This window comes from Streptomyces sp. NPDC002206, from assembly GCF_053593595.1.
Genome location: NZ_JBSFCW010000003.1, coordinates 189,507 through 204,860, shown reverse-complemented (window position 1 = coordinate 204,860; position 15,354 = coordinate 189,507). Strand labels below are relative to the sequence as shown.

The following is a 15,354-nucleotide window of genomic DNA, read 5'->3' as shown; positions in this document are numbered from 1 at the left end:
CGCCCCGCGAAAATCGGTTGGCCGGCCTGTACCCCGGGGCCAAGGATGCACAGATGAAAGTGACCGCCCCGCCGGCCGTCGGCGTCCGCCACCGCTGGGCCGACCTCCCGGACTCCGTGCGCAGCGCCGTGGAGGACATCCTCGGCGCCCGCGTCGTCCACGCGCAGAGCCAGAGCGGCGGGTTCTCACCGGGAGTCGCCGCCCGGGTCAGGCTCACCGACGGCCGACGCGCGTTCGTCAAGGCGGTCAGTGCCGAGGCGAACCCGGGCAGTCCCGACCTGCACCGCGCCGAGGCCCGGAACACCGCCGCTTTCCCGCCCGGCTCCCCCGTGCCGCGGCTGCTGGGGTCGTACGACGACGGAACCCGGGTCGCCCTCGTCCTCCAGGACATCGACGGCCGCCAGCCCCGCATCCCCTGGACATCGGCGGAGCTGGACCGGGTCCTGACAGCGGTCGGCGAGCTGAACCGGACCCTGACCCCGGCCCCGATCGACGCGCCCGCCGTCGCCGACAGCGAGGCCGAGACGTTCAGCGGCTGGCGGACCCTGCTTGCCGCGCGTGACTACGACGGGCTGCCCGGGCGGCTCGACCCGTGGGCCGCACGCCACCTCGATGTACTCGCGGAGCTGGAGTCCGGCTGGGCCGGGCCCGCCACCGGCGACAGCCTCGCCCATGGGGATCTGCGCGCCGACAACATCCTGCTCACCGACGACCGGGTGGTGTTCGTCGACTGGCCGCACGCGCTGCGAGCCGCGCCCTGGTTCGATCTGCTGGTGATGCTGCCGTGCGTGGCGGCCCAGGGCGGCCCCGACCCGGACACCGTGTTCACCACCCACCCCCTGGGGCGCGCCGCCGACCCGGAGGGAGTGAACGCGGTACTTGCCGCGCTCGCCGGCTACTTCGTTGCGCACTCGCTGATGCCGGACCCGCCGGGGCTGCCGACCGTACGGGCGTTCCAGGGCGCGCAGGGGGCAGCGGCTCTGGAATGGCTGCGCGGCAGGCTCGGACGGCGCACGCGGTAGCCGCCGGTCGGCGAACGGTCAGCCGCGCGCCGCCTCCGCCACCAGCGCCCGCATGACCCGCAGGTCGTCACCCATCTCCGGATGCCACTGCACCCCGAGCGCCCACCGCGCCCCCGGCAGTTCGACTGCTTCCACCGTGCCGTCCGCCGCGTGGGCCGACGCCACCAGGTCCGGTGCGAGGCGGTCCACGGCCTGGTGGTGGTAGGTCGGTACGGGGGACTCCTCGGGGACGATCGATGCGTAGCGGGTCCCCGGCACCGGTGTCACCGGGTGCTCGCCGAGGACCCCGGCCGTCCCGTGCGGGCCGGCATGCCCGTCCAGGTGCTGGATGAGGGTGCCGCCGAACGCCACATTCATGAGCTGCATGCCACGGCAGATGCCGAGCACCGGTGTGCCGGACTCCAGGGCGGCATCGAGCAGGGCCAGCTCCCAGGCGTCGCGCTCCCGGTTCGGCGGTCCGGTCCTCGGACCGGGCTCCGCGCCGTACCGCGCGGGCTCGACATCGGCGCCGCCCGCGATGACGAGACCGTCCAGCCGGGCCACGGCGGCCGCCGCCCGGGCCGGGGCGTCCGGCGACAGGAGAGCGGCGAGGCCCCCGGACCGCTGGACCAGCCGCGGGTAGGCGGCCGGGAGCAGGGCGGCGGGCAGTGCCCAGACGCCCCAGCGGGCGACGGGCTCCAGATAGGTGGTGACGCCGATGAGCGGTACGGACATGGCGGGATCCTCCGGTCGGCCGCCTGCGGGCGGACCCGGTTCAATGGTGCTGAGGAATACCTTTGCGTTCCGGTGGGCCGCCGCGCAAGCGGTCAGGCCAGGAATCCGCGCAGCAGCGCCGCCGTGCCCGCGCAGTGTTCGCGCATCACGGCGCGCGCCGCCTCCGCGTCCCCGTCGAGCACCGCCTCGACGAGCGCGGTGTGCTGATGCTGCGAGTGCTCCAGGTTCCGCACGAGCAGCGGTATGCAGTCCAGCAGGTCGTTCACGGTGGCCCGGACGGCCGCGTACTGCGCGGTGAGTGAAGCGGAGCCGGACAGCTCGGCCAGTGTCAGATGCAGAAGGGTGTCGCGCCTGCGGTAGTCGGGCAGAGGTGCATCGTGTGTCGCCGCCAGAGCCGTACGCAGCCGTTCCGCGCCCTCGTCCGTCAGCCCGTGCGTGGCGCACAGGTCGGCCGCGCCGGTCTCCAGCACCTCACGGAAGCGCAGGACGTCCTCGACGTCGACGGCCGCCACCCGGCGGCGCAGCTCGTCCTCGCCGGGGCTGTCGGTGCGGGGGAGTACGAAGGTGCCGCCGTACCTCCCTCGTCTGCTCTCCACCAGCCGCTGGTCCTGCAGCACCTTCAGCACCTCGCGCAGCGTGACCCGGCTGATCCCGAGCAGCTCGGCCAGTTCGCGCTCGGCGGGCAGCCGCTCGCCGCCGGGCACCAGCCCGAGCCTGACCACCTGGAGGATCTGTTCGAGCGCCTCCTCGAAGCCGTTGCCCGCGCGCACGGGCCGCAGCACGGGTCGCAGTTGCCGCGCGGACCCGTGCCGGCCGGACTCGCTTTCCTGCACCACGTCCCGTCCTCCCTTCCCAACAATGGTTCATGCCCATACCTTATGACTTCCGGCTGACCGAAGGAGGATCTTCCCGTGGCAGACCGCACACCCCCGCTCGAGGTCGAGGAACTACGGCTCCTCGTCGAGAGCGGTGAGATCGACACCGTCGTCCTGGCCTTCCCCGACATGCAGGGACGGCTGCAGGGCAAGCGGTTCGCCGCCCGCTTCTTCCTCGACGAGGTCCTGGAACACGGCACGGAGGGCTGCAATTATCTGCTCGCCGTGGACACCGACATGAACACCGTCGACGGCTACGCCATGTCCTCCTGGGAGCGTGGGTACGGCGACTTCGCCATGCACCCCGACCTCACCACGCTGCGCCGCGTCCCATGGAACGACGGCACGGCCATGGTCATCGCCGACCTCGCCTGGGAGGACGGCACACCCGTCGTCGCCGCGCCCCGCCAGATCCTCCGCCGCCAGCTGGAGCGTCTCGCCGAGCACGGTTTCACCGCGCATGTCGGCACCGAGCTCGAATTCATCGTCTTCAAGGACACGTACGAACAGGCGTGGGACCGCAACTACCGCGATCTGACCCCGGCCAACCAGTACAACGTCGACTATTCGGTCCTCGGCACCGGCCGCATCGAACCCTTGCTCCGTCGCATCCGCAACGAGATGGCGGCTGCGGGCCTGACCGTCGAGTCCGCGAAGGGTGAGTGCAACCCCGGACAGCACGAGATCGTCTTCCGGTACGACGAGGCCCTGGTCACCTGCGACCAGCACGCCGTCTACAAGACCGGCGCCAAGGAGATCGCCGCCCAGGAGGGCGTCGCGCTCACCTTCATGGCCAAGTTCAACGAGCGCGAGGGCAACTCCTGCCACATCCACCTCTCCCTCCAGGACGCGGACGGGCGCAACGTCATGGCGGGCGAAGCGGGCGGCATGTCCCCGGTGATGCGCCACTTCCTCGCCGGACAGCTCGCCGCACTGCGCGATTTCTCCCTGCTCTACGCGCCGAACATCAACTCGTACAAACGCTTCCAGCCCGGCTCGTTCGCCCCGACCGCGGTCGCCTGGGGCCACGACAACCGCACCTGTTCGCTCCGCGTCGTCGGCCACGGCCGCTCGACCCGGTTCGAGAACCGGCTGCCCGGCGGTGACGTCAACCCGCACCTCGCCGTCGCCGGTCTGATCGCCGCCGGCCTGCACGGCATCGAGCAGAAGCTCGAACTCCCCGAACCCTGCGAGGGCAACGCCTACACCACCGCGTACGACCACGTCCCCACCACACTCCGTGAAGCCGCCGGCCTCTGGGAGAAGAGCGACCTGGCGAAGGCGGCCTTCGGCGACGACGTCGTTGCGCACTACCGCAACATGGCGCGCGTCGAACTCGAGGCATTCGACGCAGCGGTGACCGACTGGGAGCTCCGCCGCTCCTTCGAACGTCTGTGAGGCACTCCGTGACCACCGAACACCAGGTACTCAACCCGGCGACCGAAGAAGTCGTCGCGATCGTCCCGGCCACCACCGCGGCCGAGGTCGACACCGCCGTGCGCCGGGCAGCGGCCGCCCAGCGGATCTGGGCGGCGATGGCCCCCGCGGACCGCGCACGCCTGCTGCGCCGCTTCGCCGCGGCCGTCGACGAACACCGCGAGGAGCTGGCCCGGCTGGAGGTCCGTGAGGCCGGCCACACCCTCGCCAATGCCCGGTGGGAGGCGGGCAACGTCCGCGATCTGCTCGAATTCGCCGCCGGGGGAGTCGAGCGGCTCAGCGGCCGGCAGATCCCGGTACCCGGCGGCATCGACCTCACCCTGCTCGAACCCCTCGGCGTCGTCGGCGTGATCGCGCCGTGGAACTTCCCCATGCCGATCGCCGCCTGGGGCGTCGCCCCTGCCCTCGCCGCAGGCAACGCCGTCCTTCTCAAACCCGCCGAGACCACGCCGCTCACCGCTCTGCGGCTCGCCGAACTCGCCCTGGACGAGGGCCTTCCCGAGCATCTCTTCCAGGTACTGCCCGGAGCCGGTGCCGAAACGGGCAACGCCCTCGTCGAGCACCCCGGCGTCGCCAAGATCGTCTTCACCGGCTCCACCCGGGTCGGCAAACAGATCATGGCCAGGTGCGCCGAGCGTGTGAAGCGGCTGACCCTCGAACTCGGCGGCAAGAGCCCCAACATCGTCTTCGCCGACGCCGACATCGAGGCCGCCGCGGCCGCCGCACCCATGGCGTTCCTCGACAACGCGGGCCAGGACTGCTGCGCCCGCACCCGCATCCTCGTGCAGCGTTCCGCCTACGACCGCTTCCTCGAACTCCTCGCCCCGGCCGTCGCCTCGGTCGTCGTCGGCGACCCGACCGACGAGAAGACCCGGATGGGGCCGCTGATCTCCCGGGCCCAACTGGAACGCGTGCGGTCGTACGTCCCCGAGGGTGCGACCGCGATCCGGGGCGGCGCACCCGAGGGCCCCGGGTTCTGGTTCCCGCCGACCGTGCTGACCGACGCCCGCCCCGACTCGCCCGTGGCCACCGAAGAGGTCTTCGGACCGGTCGCCGTCGTCCTGCCCTTCGAGGACGAAGCCGACGCCGTCCGGCTCGCGAACGCGACCGAGTACGGCCTCGCCGGCTCCATCTGGACCCGGGACGTGGGCCGCGCGCTGCGCGTCTCCCAGGCGGTCCAGGCCGGGAACCTGTCCGTCAACTCCCACTCCAGCGTCCGCTACTGGACCCCGTTCGGCGGCTACAAACAGTCCGGTCTCGGCCGGGAACTGGGCCCCGACGCCCTCACCGCCTTCACCGAAACCAAGAACGTCTTCATCAGTACGGAGGCCTGAACCAGCATGACCACCGACACCGAGAACATCTGCCGCCGCCTGGTCGGCCGCACCGCCGTCATCACCGGCGCCGGCAGCGGCATCGGCCTCGCCACCGCCCGCCGCCTGGCATCCGAGGGCGCCCACGTCGTCTGCGCGGACATCGACGAGACCGCGGGCAAGGCCGCGGCCGGCGAGGCCGGCGGCATCTTCGTACGCACCGATGTCACCGACCCCGAACAGGTCGAGGCGCTCTTCAAGGCCGCGTACGACACCTACGGCTCCGTCGACATCGCCTTCAACAATGCGGGCATCTCGCCGCCCGACGACGACTCCATCCTCACCACCGGACTGGAGGCCTGGAAGCGCGTCCAGGACGTCAACCTCACCTCCGTCTACCTCTGCTGCAAGGCCGCCCTGCCCTACATGCGGCGCCAGGGTCGCGGCTCGATCATCAACACCGCGTCGTTCGTGGCCATCATGGGCGCGGCCACCAGCCAGATCTCGTACACCGCGTCCAAGGGCGGCGTGCTCGCCATGTCCCGCGAGCTCGGTGTCCAGTTCGCCCGCGAGGGCATCCGGGTCAACGCGCTCTGCCCCGGGCCGGTCAACACCCCGCTGCTCCAGGAGCTGTTCGCCAAGGACCCGGAGCGCGCGGCCCGCCGGCTGGTGCACATCCCGGTCGGCCGGTTCGCGGAGGCCACCGAGATCGCGGCGGCGGTCGCGTTTCTCGCGAGCGACGACTCCTCGTTCGTGAACGCCACGGACTTCCTTGTCGACGGTGGAATCTCCGGCGCGTACGTCACGCCCGTCTGACCGGCCCGTCGTCACGCGCGTGCTCATGGCTGCACGGCCGCCCGCGTCAAACCGCCCGCCCCGGGCTACCGTTGACGGCGGAACCCTAGAGTGGAGGCATGAGCAACGCGACACCGCCCGGCTGGTATCCGGACTCCGTAGCCCCGGGCACCGACCGGTGGTGGGACGGCACGGCATGGACCGCTCACACCCGGCCGAACACGCCCGCACCGCAGCAGCCGGTCCCACCCCCGTACGCAGGCGGAGGCAGCGGCGGCGGGGGCGGCATCCGGATCGTGGCGATCGCGACGGCTGCCCTGGCCGTCGTCGGCGCGGCCGTCACCGGAGCCGTCCTGCTGGGCAGGGACGACGGCGGTACGGAACCCAAGTCGTCCGGGCCGACCCGCTCCGCACCGCTCCCCACCGCCACCACCACGGCCGGCGGGGACGGTCCGGCGACGGACCCGACGCTGCTCGTCGACCAGCTCAACGGCATCACCCTGCCGATCCCCGACGGCTGGGAGAAGCCGGAGAGCACGGTCGAGAAGGCGCTCACCATGCGCACGGTCGACTCCTACACCTGCCCCGGCGACTCCTCCGCCTTCTGCTACCACGGCACGGTGACCACCCGTACGGCGAGCGAGACGGACCTCACTTCCGCCGAGGCCCTGGCCGAGCAGGACATCACCACCGCGGCCGACCAGGCGTACGAGGAGAACATCGTCGGCGACCGGATCCACGGAGGCATCACCTCCCACGAGCAGCTGAGATCCACATCGGTCAGCGTGGCCGGCCGCACGGGCTACGAGGTGCGCTGGCGGGTCCACACGGCCAAGGGACCCGGCGGCTATGTGCAGTCGCTCGTCTTCTCGTCGACGGTCGGCAGCGAATCGCCGGTCATCGTGCGCTACGCCTTCGACGCGGGACCCGACGGACCACCGCTCTCCCTCATGGACACCCTCACCCGGGCCATCCGGCCGATCGACGACAGCGGGACCAGCGGAGGCGTCGGCAGTTCCGTGGCTCCCTGACATCCGGTCAGGAGATCAGGGAGTCAGGAGGTCAGAGGAACGTCTGCCCCTCGCCCCGGTACGTCGGCACGGTCGCCGTCACCCGGTCGCCCTCGATCAGCCGCAGCTCGTCGAAGCGCTCGCACAGCTCACCGGCCTTCGCGTGCCGGAACCACACCTTGTCGCCGATCAGCAGATCGTCGGCCGGGGCACCGAGCAGCGGTGTCTGGACCTCACCGGGCCCCTCCTGCGGGTCGTAGCGCAGCCCCTCCGGCAGATACGGAACGGGCAGCCGGTCCGCCCCCGCGGCCCCCGACGCCGGGTAGCCGCCGCCGAGCACCGTGACCACCCCCACGCCGGGCCGCCGCACCACGGGCTGCGCGAACAGCGCCGCCGGGCGGGCCGAGAACGACGTGTAGTTGTCGAACAGCCGCGGTGCGAAGAGCCCCGACCCGGCCGCGATCTCGGTCACCGCCGGCTCCGCGGCCGTGTGCTGCACACTGCCGGTGCCGCCGCCGTTCACGAACTCCAGATCCGGCGCCACCGCCCGCACGGCCCGGACCACCTCCGCCCGCCGGGCCGCCAGCTCCTTGCGGGCCGTCGCCTGCATCAGCCGGATCGCCCCGGAACGCAGCGGCCGCCCCGTGACCGAGTCCCCGACCCCGGCGATATGTCCCTCGTACGCCATCAGACCGACCAGCCGGAAACCAGGCCTGCGCGCCACCGAGCGGGCCAGCTCCGCGAGCTGGGCGGGGGAGCGCAGCGGAGAACGCAGCGCCCCGATCCTGACCCGGCCGCCGAGCAGCCGCAGCGACGTGTCCAGCTCCAGACAGACCCGGATCTCCTCCTGGCCACCGGCCCGCGCCGCGTCGATCAGCTCCAGCTGCGCATGGTCGTCCACCATCACCGTGACCGCGGCGGCCAGCTTCGGGTCCCCGGCCAGCTCGGCGAAGGCGGACCGGTCGGCCGACGGGTAGGCCAGCAGTACGTCGTCGAAACCGGCCCGGGCCAGCCACAGCGTCTCGGCGAGCGTGAACGACATCACCCCGGCGAACCCCGCCCGCGCGAGCACCCGCTCCAGCAGCGTCCGGCAGCGCACCGACTTGCTCGCGACCCGGATCGGCTTCCCCGCCGCCCGGCGGACCAGGTCGTCGGCGTTGGCATCGAAGGCATCCAGATCGACCACGGCGATCGGGGCGTCGAGATGTGCGGTGGCCCGCTCGTAACGGGTCCGGTCAGCGGCACGCGCAGTCATGGCCGCAGCTTGCCAGACGCCTTTACCGATGGGTAGGGGGACGATCGGGGCAGATCTCCCCCCCCGGGGGCGCGACGCCCGACTCCCGCCGGGCCCGCCGCAGCCCGTAGAGTAACGACACGCGGCGACCAACGGGCCTGCCTGTGAAGGTGATCCGCGAGCGGTACGGAATGTGGACCAGGGGGGCGGATGAGTACCGAGGCGCAGCGCGCTCCCGTGCCGCCCCGCCCGACGGCGCCACCACGTCCGGCCGCACCACCGGACGCCCACGGGAACCCGGGGCGTACGACCGGGGCGACGGCTCCACCCCCGACCCAGGGCCCGCAGCCGACGGCTCCGGCCGACCAGGTTCCGGATGCGTCGGCGTTCGGCGCGCCCACACCCGCGCCCGAGCGCACCGCACCCGTCGTTCCCGCGCAGGACGCGCAGACGCACGTACCGTATGTTCCTGCCGCGGCCCCGACTTCCCCGCACCCGCCGGAACCGGAGCCGAAGCCGGTGGAGACGACCACTCGGCTCCGCGTCGTGCCCGCGGCCGCTGCCGCCCCGGCCCCCACCGCTCCGCCCCGTCCCGGAACGACGCCGCCCCCGCCGACACGGCGGCGGCCCGTGGGGGCTGTGGATCTCACCCCGCATCCCGGCGCGACCCCGCCGCATCCCGGCGGCTATTTCCCGCCCGCGCAGACGCACTCCCACGCCCTGCCGTACCCCAGGCCCGAGACGCCCGCCGAGACCACCACCCGGCTGCGTCCCGTCCGTACCCGCCGCCCCGCACGGACCGCCGCCGCGGCGGCATGTGTCGTGCTCGGGCTCGGACTGATCGGCGGAGCGATCACCGGCAGCTGGCTCACCAGTGACTCCTCGGCCGACGCCGGTGCACGCAACCCCTACGCCACCGGGCGCACCGTCTGGCACAACGTCCCCGTGGACACCCTGTTCCCCCGCACCCTCAAAGGGGACGGCGCGGGGCCGGGCGGTGCGGACCGGGTCTGGACCCGGATCGCCGTCGCCCCGGACAGCGGCTGCACGCCCGCCCTGGACCCGCTGCTGCTCAAGACGATCAGCCCGGTCGGCTGCGAGCGGCTGCTGCGCGCCACCTACGCGGACGCCACCTCCAGCAGCGTCACCACGGTCGGCATGATCTTCACCGAGGGCTCCACCGACGCCATGAGAGCGCTGAGCACCAGATTCTCCGATCAGCACCTCGACGAACGCACCGACCTGATGCCCCGTACGTACGCGGTCGAGGACACGGTCGCCGCCGGCTTCGGCGACCGGCAGCGTGCCAGCTGGACCGTCCATGTGCTGACCGAGGTGCCGGTCGTCGTCTTCGCCGTCTCCGGGTTCGCGGACGGACGTACGGTCGGCGATCCGCAGCCGGTCGCGAAGGCGATCGCCACGGACGCGACCACGGTCGCCGCGCAGGCCGGCCTCGGCCATGAGGCCAAGGGCATCGCCGACCGGATCGAGCGCGGGCTGCGCCGGACCGTCACCGACCTCTCGGAGCAGCCGCGATGAACACCCGCCGCCACCGCCGCGCCCTCGGCGCGCTCTGCGCCGCCACCGCGTTCACGCTGCTCCCCGCAGTCCCCGCCCGCGCGGACACCATCCGGCCGCAGCAGTGGGGGCTGCAGGCGCTCCACACGGACCGGGCCTGGCAGACCACCAAGGGCAAGGGCATCACCGTCGCCGTCGTCGACACCGGGGTCGACGACAGCCTCCCCGACCTGGCGGGTCAGGTACTGCCCGGCAAGGACCTGATCGGCTTCGGCGCCGGGCGCGGCGACCGTTCCTGGGCCCGGCACGGCACCGCGATGGCCGGGATCATCGCGGGCCGCGGCCACGGCGTCGGCCGCGCCGACGGAGTGCTCGGCATCGCCCCCGAGGCGAAGATCCTCCCGGTCCGGGTGATCCTCGAAGCCTCCGACCCGTCCCGCGACAAGGCCCGCGAGTCCCGCGGTACGGCCCTGGCCGACGGCATCCGCTGGGCCGCCGACCACGGCGCCGACGTCATCAACCTCTCCCTGGGCGACGACAGCGCGTCCGCGCACCCCGAGGGCGGCGAGGACGCCGCCATCCAGTACGCGCTGAAGAAGGGCGCCGTCGTCGTCGCGTCGGCCGGCAACGGGGGCGAGAAGGGCGACCACATCTCGTACCCCGCCGCCTACCCCGGCGTGATCGCGGTCGCCGCCGTCGACCGGTACGGCACCCACGCGGCCTTCTCCACCCGCCACTGGTACGCCACCGTCAGCGCTCCCGGCGTCGACATAGTGGTCCCGGCCCCCGACCGTCACTACTACATCGAGTGGGGCACATCGGCCGCCTCCGCGTTCGTCTCCGGCGCGGTAGCGCTGGTCCGGGCCGCCCATCCGGGACTCACGCCCGCCCAGGTGAAGAAGCTCCTGACGGACACCGCCCGCAGCTCGCCGGCGGGCGGCCGCGACGACTCCCGGGGCTACGGCATCGTCGACCCGGCCGCCGCGATCAAGGCGGGCGGCAAGCTGCGCAAGGCCGGTCTGCGGGCAGAGACCGAGTCGGCCGGCTCCGCCGACTCCGCGAAGGCGGGCTACCGCAAGCGGTACTTCGGCCCCGGTCCCACCGCGCAGCACCGGGACGAAGGACCCGCAGGCTGGCTCGCCCCGGCCGCGGGCGGCCTGGGAGCCGTACTGCTGGCGCTGGCCGTGCTGCTGTGGCGCGACAGGAGAACCTCCGCACGCCGCTGAAGCCGTGGCGGCACCCCGGCGCGATCCGGTCGTCCGGCCGCGAGGCTCCTACGCCTCACCGCGCCCCGTCGAGCACCCCGACCGCGGCCTTCGCGACCGACTCCACCCGCTCGATCCCTGTCGCCATCGTCTGCTGCCCGGCGGAGAGCACCGCCACCAGGTACGTGTGCCCGTCGCTCTTCACCTGTCCGATGCTGTTGATGTCCCAGAGGCCGGTGGCGCTCCGCGGCATCCACCCGTTCTTCAGCGCCCAGTCGCTGCCCGCCGCGGAAACCCCCCAATGCTGATCGGCCGCCACGTTCCGCATCAGCCCCTGGAGATAGGCGCGGGAGTCCTCGGTCAGCTTCGAGTGCGTACCGAACACCGTCTTCAGCAGCACCAGCTGATCCGCCGCCGTGGTCCGGGTCAGCCCCCACGCAGCGGCGGCGGCCGTGCTGACCAGGCCGAACCGGGTGTTGGCCGCGTCGAGCCCGGCCGCCCCGCCGATCGTCCGCAGCAGCGCGGTCGCGGCGGCGTTGTCACTGTTCTCGATCATGGTGACGGAACGACTGCGTTCGTATCCGGTGAGCTCCCGCCCCTGATCCTGGGCCCGCAGCAGCAACGCCGCGAGGATGTCGACCTTGACGATGCTCGCGGTGGCGTACGTCCCGTTCCCGTACACCGCACCGGCCCCGACCGCGGCGTCCAGCACCGCGACCGAAACCCTGGAGTCGCCGGCCAGCGGCGCCACCGCTGCGGCCAGCTCCGCGTCCAGATCCACCTCGGGCTCCTCGCTCGTCACCACCGGAGCCGGCGGGCCCGGAGCCGGTGAGTCCGCGGCCGACGATACGGAGGCGACGGGGCCGGGTCCCGGATCCGACCACCGGCCCACCAGATACATGCCGCCCGCAACGGAACCGGCGAGCAGGAACACGGTGGTCACGGACGCGGACAGTACGGACGTACGCATCTTCGTACGTGTCTTCGGTATCGGCAGGGTCATGGAACCGGACGCTAGGAAGCGCACCTGGCAACGGGCTGTGGTCCACCTGAGGGCTTCGTGAGAAACCGCACCGACTACGCTCACCCTGTGGCGCAGAAGAACATTCCGGACTCCGGTTACTCCGACGACGATGGCACGGCCGACCCCGCACTGACCGCGGCACTCGCCGCCTGGGCCGGGGACCGTACGGCCATCGGCCCAGTCCTCGAGGCGCTCGAGGGCGCCCGCCTCCTGGTCCCCGTCGTCGCCGTCCTCGGGGAAGTGGAGGAGGACGAAACCGGGCTGCGCCGGGAGAAGACCAGTGACATGGCCGTGCCCACCCTCCAGGCCGGGGACCGTCGCGCCCTGCCCGCCTTCACCTCGACCGCCTCACTGGCGCTCTGGGACCCGCAGGCCCGCCCCGTCGCCGTACCTCTGCACCAGGCGCTGCAGGCCGCCGCGCACGAGAAGGCGGACACGGTGGTGCTGGATCTCGCCGGCCCCGTCGCGTTCGAGCTGACCGGCTCCGCGCTGCTCGCGCTCGCCGAGGGCCGCACCAGCGCCGACCCGCTGGACGACCCGGCGGTCACCTCCGCGGTGCGCGAGGCGGTCGCCGCCGAACCCGCGGTGATCCGCGCCCATCTCGTCCCGGGCCGGGACGGAGGCACCCTCGCCCTGGTCCTGGCACCCGACGCGGCCCCTGCCGACGCGGCCCGCCGGGTCGCGGAGTCCCTGGCCGCCGACGAGGTGCTGCGCGCCCGGCTGGTGCGGGGCCTGGACCTGGCTCTGCTTCCGGCCGACGCGATCACGCCCGGTGAGCCTCTCTTCGCACGCTGATCACTCGACCGGCCCGCGAACGACGTGAGCCCCCTGCCCGGACGGGCAGGGGGCTCACGGTCGTCGAAGGAAGAAGAAGGGGCGGGCGGGCTCAGCCGAAGACGGGGCCGGTGTACTTCTCGCCGGGGCCCTGGCCCGGCTCGTCCGGAACGAGCGACGCCTCGCGGAATGCCAGCTGCAACGACTTCAGACCGTCCCGCAGCGGCGCCGCGTGGAACGAGCTGATCTCGGTGGTGCTCGCGTCCAGCAGGCCGGCCAGCGCGTGGACCAGCTTGCGGGCCTCGTCGAGGTCCTTGTGCTTGTCGCCGTCCTCGGTCAGACCGAGCTTCACGGCGGCGGCGCTCATCAGATTGACGGCGATCGTCACGATCACCTCGACCGCGGGGACCTCCGCGATGTCGCGGGCCATGTCGTCGAAGCCGGGGGATTCACTGCTGGGGGTCGCGTCACTCATGAGCCATACGATAGGCGCACGCCTGCCGGCACCCGTCCGCGGGAGCCGCGTGAGCGGTCGTCCCCGCACGGTTCGCGCCACCCCGGGGGAGCTGCTAGCCTTGTGTAACGACCGGTTGGGCATCTATGTGCCCGGCCCACAAGTGGAGGCTCCGATCTCCCACCTGACCATCCTCCGGGACGGCAGGTCACCGGTCAGGTGGCGCCCATCGTTCCGTACGGACGATGGAGCCACCCGATGCGCCCCGCGGTTGACCGCGGCGGTGTTCCGGTTTTCCAGGAGCCCCGCCTGTGTCCCGTCCGGGGCATTTTTGATGTGCTGGTGCGGTTGGTCTCAGGAAAACAGACGTTACGTGGCTGTCCGCCAGGCGGCCGCGTGGTGCTACCGAGGAGGATCCATCAGCGCCGAGCCCCGCATCAACGACCGGATTCGCGTTCCCGAGGTGCGACTTGTCGGTCCCAGCGGCGAGCAGGTCGGGATTGTTCCGCTTGCCAAGGCCCTGGAACTCGCACAGGAGTACGACCTCGACCTGGTCGAGGTGGCGGCGACCGCCCGTCCGCCCGTGTGCAAGCTCATGGACTACGGGAAGTTCAAGTACGAGTCGGCCATGAAGGCCCGTGAGGCGCGCAAGAACCAGGCGCACACGGTCATCAAGGAGATGAAGCTCCGGCCGAAGATCGACCCGCACGACTATGACACCAAGAAGGGTCACGTCGTTCGGTTCCTCAAGCAGGGCGACAAGGTCAAGATCACGATCATGTTCCGTGGTCGTGAGCAGTCCCGCCCTGAGCTGGGCTTCCGACTGCTTCAGCGTCTCGCTTCGGACGTCGAGGAACTCGGCTTCATCGAGTCGAATCCGAAGCAGGACGGCCGGAACATGATCATGGTTCTGGGCCCGCACAAGAAGAAGACCGAAGCCATGGCCGAAGCCCGTGAGGCCCAGGCCGCCCGCAAGGCGGAGCGTCAGGGCTACACGCCCGACGCCGAGGCTGCGGGAGAGGCTGCCGAGGCTCCGGCCGAGGCGCAGCCCGAGGCTTCGGCCGATACACCTTCCGAGGCGTGACCTCAGGGGGCGCCATCCAGGCGGCCCCGGGTCCCCCCGGAATTCCCACCAAGATCTGACGCCCCTGCTGTCCGGTGCCCGCACCGCGAGGGGCGCCACTGACGAGGAGAGAACGGCGCGATGCCGAAGAACAAGACGCACAGCGGTGCCAGCAAGCGCTTCAAGATCACCGGCTCCGGCAAGGTGCTCCGCGAGAGGGCCGGCAAGCGCCACCTGCTCGAGCACAAGTCGTCCAAGAAGACCCGCTCGCTGACCGGCACGGTCGTCGTGGCTCCGGCCGACGCCAAGAAGATCAAGAAGCTTCTCGGCAAGTGAGGCCAGGCCCCCGGTGAATCCGGGGGCACGACCTCTGTCACACCGGGACCAATTCGTTTCCGGGCCGTGTGAGTCCAACCACGGCCCCGCTACAAGGAGTTAACAAGTGGCACGCGTCAAGCGGGCAGTCAACGCCCACAAGAAGCGCCGGGCAATCCTCGAGGCCGCCAGCGGTTACCGCGGTCAGCGCTCGCGCCTGTACCGCAAGGCCAAGGAGCAGGTCACCCACTCCCTGGTCTACAACTACAACGACCGCAAGAAGCGCAAGGGCGACTTCCGTCAGCTGTGGATCCAGCGCATCAACGCTGCTGCCCGCCAGAACGGCATGACGTACAACCGCCTCATCCAGGGTCTGAAGGCCGCCAACATCGAGGTGGACCGCAAGATCCTGGCCGAGCTCGCGGTCAACGACGCCAACGCGTTCGCCGCCCTCGTCGAGGTTGCCCAGAAGGCCCTCCCGAGCGATGTCAACGCCCCGAAGGCCGCCTGATCCAGGGCACACTTCTTGGCTTTGAGCCGGACCCGCAGGCGCTCGTCGTCTGCGGGTCCGGTGCGTTGCACGACGTGTTCCGTACCTCCG

At 71.8% G+C, this 15,354-nt stretch carries 16 protein-coding genes; 11 read left to right on the top strand and 5 right to left on the bottom strand.

The features are described 5' to 3' along the window. The first annotated feature begins 53 nt into the window (after positions 1-53). The gene (locus ACWCP8_RS09090) at positions 54-1,022 is read left to right on the top strand and encodes an aminoglycoside phosphotransferase family protein (protein ID WP_451115062.1); all 969 of its coding nucleotides are present in this window, start codon (positions 54-56) and stop codon (positions 1,020-1,022) included. A gap of 18 nt (positions 1,023-1,040) precedes the next feature. On the opposite strand, the gene ACWCP8_RS09085 is transcribed toward ACWCP8_RS09090, so the two are convergent. Together ACWCP8_RS09085 and ACWCP8_RS09080 are read right to left on the bottom strand one after the other, a co-directional pair. Then, positions 1,041-1,736, bottom strand: a complete 696-nt coding sequence (locus tag ACWCP8_RS09085) for a gamma-glutamyl-gamma-aminobutyrate hydrolase family protein (RefSeq protein ID WP_451115060.1) — start codon at positions 1,734-1,736, stop codon at positions 1,041-1,043. A 92-nt stretch (positions 1,737-1,828) separates the two neighbouring features. After that, positions 1,829-2,572, bottom strand: coding sequence for a FadR/GntR family transcriptional regulator (locus ACWCP8_RS09080; RefSeq protein ID WP_451115058.1), 744 nt, complete (start codon positions 2,570-2,572; stop codon positions 1,829-1,831). 75 nt (positions 2,573-2,647) lie between these two features. Here ACWCP8_RS09080 and ACWCP8_RS09075 point away from each other — a divergent pair, with 75 nt between their 5' ends. From ACWCP8_RS09075 to ACWCP8_RS09060, 4 genes are all read left to right on the top strand, one after another. Next, positions 2,648-4,009, top strand: a complete 1,362-nt coding sequence (locus ACWCP8_RS09075; RefSeq protein WP_451115056.1) for a glutamine synthetase family protein — start codon at positions 2,648-2,650, stop codon at positions 4,007-4,009. Between the two features lie 8 nt (positions 4,010-4,017). After that, a complete protein-coding gene (locus ACWCP8_RS09070; protein WP_352266082.1) occupies positions 4,018-5,382 on the top strand; it encodes an aldehyde dehydrogenase family protein in 1,365 nt (454 codons plus the stop codon). Between the two features lie 6 nt (positions 5,383-5,388). Next, entirely contained in the window at positions 5,389-6,177 is a 789-nt protein-coding gene (locus ACWCP8_RS09065) for a 3-oxoacyl-ACP reductase (protein ID WP_352266083.1), read from the top strand. A 98-nt stretch (positions 6,178-6,275) separates the two neighbouring features. Then, positions 6,276-7,187: a DUF2510 domain-containing protein gene (locus tag ACWCP8_RS09060; protein WP_451115053.1), complete on the top strand. Its 912-nt coding sequence runs from the start codon at positions 6,276-6,278 to the stop codon at positions 7,185-7,187. Positions 7,188-7,218: 31 nt separating this feature from the next. Here ACWCP8_RS09060 and ACWCP8_RS09055 read toward each other — a convergent pair whose 3' ends face one another. Next, positions 7,219-8,421, bottom strand: coding sequence for an amino acid deaminase/aldolase (locus ACWCP8_RS09055; protein WP_451115051.1), 1,203 nt, complete (start codon positions 8,419-8,421; stop codon positions 7,219-7,221). A 609-nt stretch (positions 8,422-9,030) separates the two neighbouring features. Between ACWCP8_RS09055 and ACWCP8_RS09050 the strand changes: the two genes are divergently transcribed. Further along, positions 9,031-9,939, top strand: a complete 909-nt coding sequence (locus ACWCP8_RS09050; RefSeq protein WP_451115049.1) for a hypothetical protein — start codon at positions 9,031-9,033, stop codon at positions 9,937-9,939. Continuing rightward, positions 9,936-11,144 carry a type VII secretion-associated serine protease mycosin gene (gene mycP, locus ACWCP8_RS09045; RefSeq protein WP_352266086.1) on the top strand — a complete coding sequence of 403 codons (1,209 nt, stop codon included), beginning with the start codon at positions 9,936-9,938 and terminating at the stop codon, positions 11,142-11,144. The genes ACWCP8_RS09050 and mycP overlap by 4 nt, the downstream gene beginning before the upstream one ends. 55 nt (positions 11,145-11,199) lie before the next feature. Here mycP and ACWCP8_RS09040 read toward each other — a convergent pair whose 3' ends face one another. Beyond that, the gene (locus tag ACWCP8_RS09040; RefSeq protein ID WP_352266087.1) at positions 11,200-12,126 is read right to left on the bottom strand and encodes a serine hydrolase; all 927 of its coding nucleotides are present in this window, start codon (positions 12,124-12,126) and stop codon (positions 11,200-11,202) included. An 87-nt stretch (positions 12,127-12,213) separates the two neighbouring features. Between ACWCP8_RS09040 and ACWCP8_RS09035 the strand changes: the two genes are divergently transcribed. After that, a complete protein-coding gene (locus tag ACWCP8_RS09035; protein WP_352266088.1) occupies positions 12,214-12,942 on the top strand; it encodes an SseB family protein in 729 nt (242 codons plus the stop codon). Between the two features lie 91 nt (positions 12,943-13,033). On the opposite strand, the gene ACWCP8_RS09030 is transcribed toward ACWCP8_RS09035, so the two are convergent. Further along, on the bottom strand, positions 13,034-13,396 hold the full coding sequence (locus ACWCP8_RS09030; RefSeq protein ID WP_352266089.1) for a DUF1844 domain-containing protein: 363 nt from the start codon (positions 13,394-13,396) through the stop codon (positions 13,034-13,036). 313 nt (positions 13,397-13,709) lie between these two features. Between ACWCP8_RS09030 and infC the strand changes: the two genes are divergently transcribed. The 3 genes from infC (at position 13,710) to rplT (ending at position 15,264) form a co-directional block, all read left to right on the top strand. Further along, positions 13,710-14,459: a translation initiation factor IF-3 gene (gene infC, locus ACWCP8_RS09025; protein ID WP_352266090.1), complete on the top strand. Its 750-nt coding sequence runs from the start codon at positions 13,710-13,712 to the stop codon at positions 14,457-14,459. Between the two features lie 120 nt (positions 14,460-14,579). After that, positions 14,580-14,774 carry a 50S ribosomal protein L35 gene (gene rpmI, locus ACWCP8_RS09020; RefSeq protein WP_003970213.1) on the top strand — a complete coding sequence of 65 codons (195 nt, stop codon included), beginning with the start codon at positions 14,580-14,582 and terminating at the stop codon, positions 14,772-14,774. Between the two features lie 106 nt (positions 14,775-14,880). Further along, complete coding sequence (rplT, locus tag ACWCP8_RS09015; protein WP_003970214.1) at positions 14,881-15,264, top strand: 50S ribosomal protein L20; 384 nt, start codon at positions 14,881-14,883, stop codon at positions 15,262-15,264. Positions 15,265-15,354 lie beyond the last annotated feature (90 nt).

Coding starts and splice junctions, on each gene's coding strand:
- ACWCP8_RS09090 (WP_451115062.1), top strand. CDS start 54: ATGAAAGTGACCGCCCCGCCGGCCGTCGGCGTCCGCCACCGCTGGGCC.
- mycP (WP_352266086.1), top strand. CDS start 9,936: ATGAACACCCGCCGCCACCGCCGCGCCCTCGGCGCGCTCTGCGCCGCC.
- ACWCP8_RS09065 (WP_352266083.1), top strand. CDS start 5,389: ATGACCACCGACACCGAGAACATCTGCCGCCGCCTGGTCGGCCGCACC.
- ACWCP8_RS09060 (WP_451115053.1), top strand. CDS start 6,276: ATGAGCAACGCGACACCGCCCGGCTGGTATCCGGACTCCGTAGCCCCG.
- infC (WP_352266090.1), top strand. CDS start 13,710: ATGTGCTGGTGCGGTTGGTCTCAGGAAAACAGACGTTACGTGGCTGTC.
- ACWCP8_RS09085 (WP_451115060.1), bottom strand. CDS start 1,736: ATGTCCGTACCGCTCATCGGCGTCACCACCTATCTGGAGCCCGTCGCC.
- ACWCP8_RS09030 (WP_352266089.1), bottom strand. CDS start 13,396: ATGAGTGACGCGACCCCCAGCAGTGAATCCCCCGGCTTCGACGACATG.
- ACWCP8_RS09055 (WP_451115051.1), bottom strand. CDS start 8,421: ATGACTGCGCGTGCCGCTGACCGGACCCGTTACGAGCGGGCCACCGCA.
- rpmI (WP_003970213.1), top strand. CDS start 14,580: ATGCCGAAGAACAAGACGCACAGCGGTGCCAGCAAGCGCTTCAAGATC.
- ACWCP8_RS09040 (WP_352266087.1), bottom strand. CDS start 12,126: ATGACCCTGCCGATACCGAAGACACGTACGAAGATGCGTACGTCCGTA.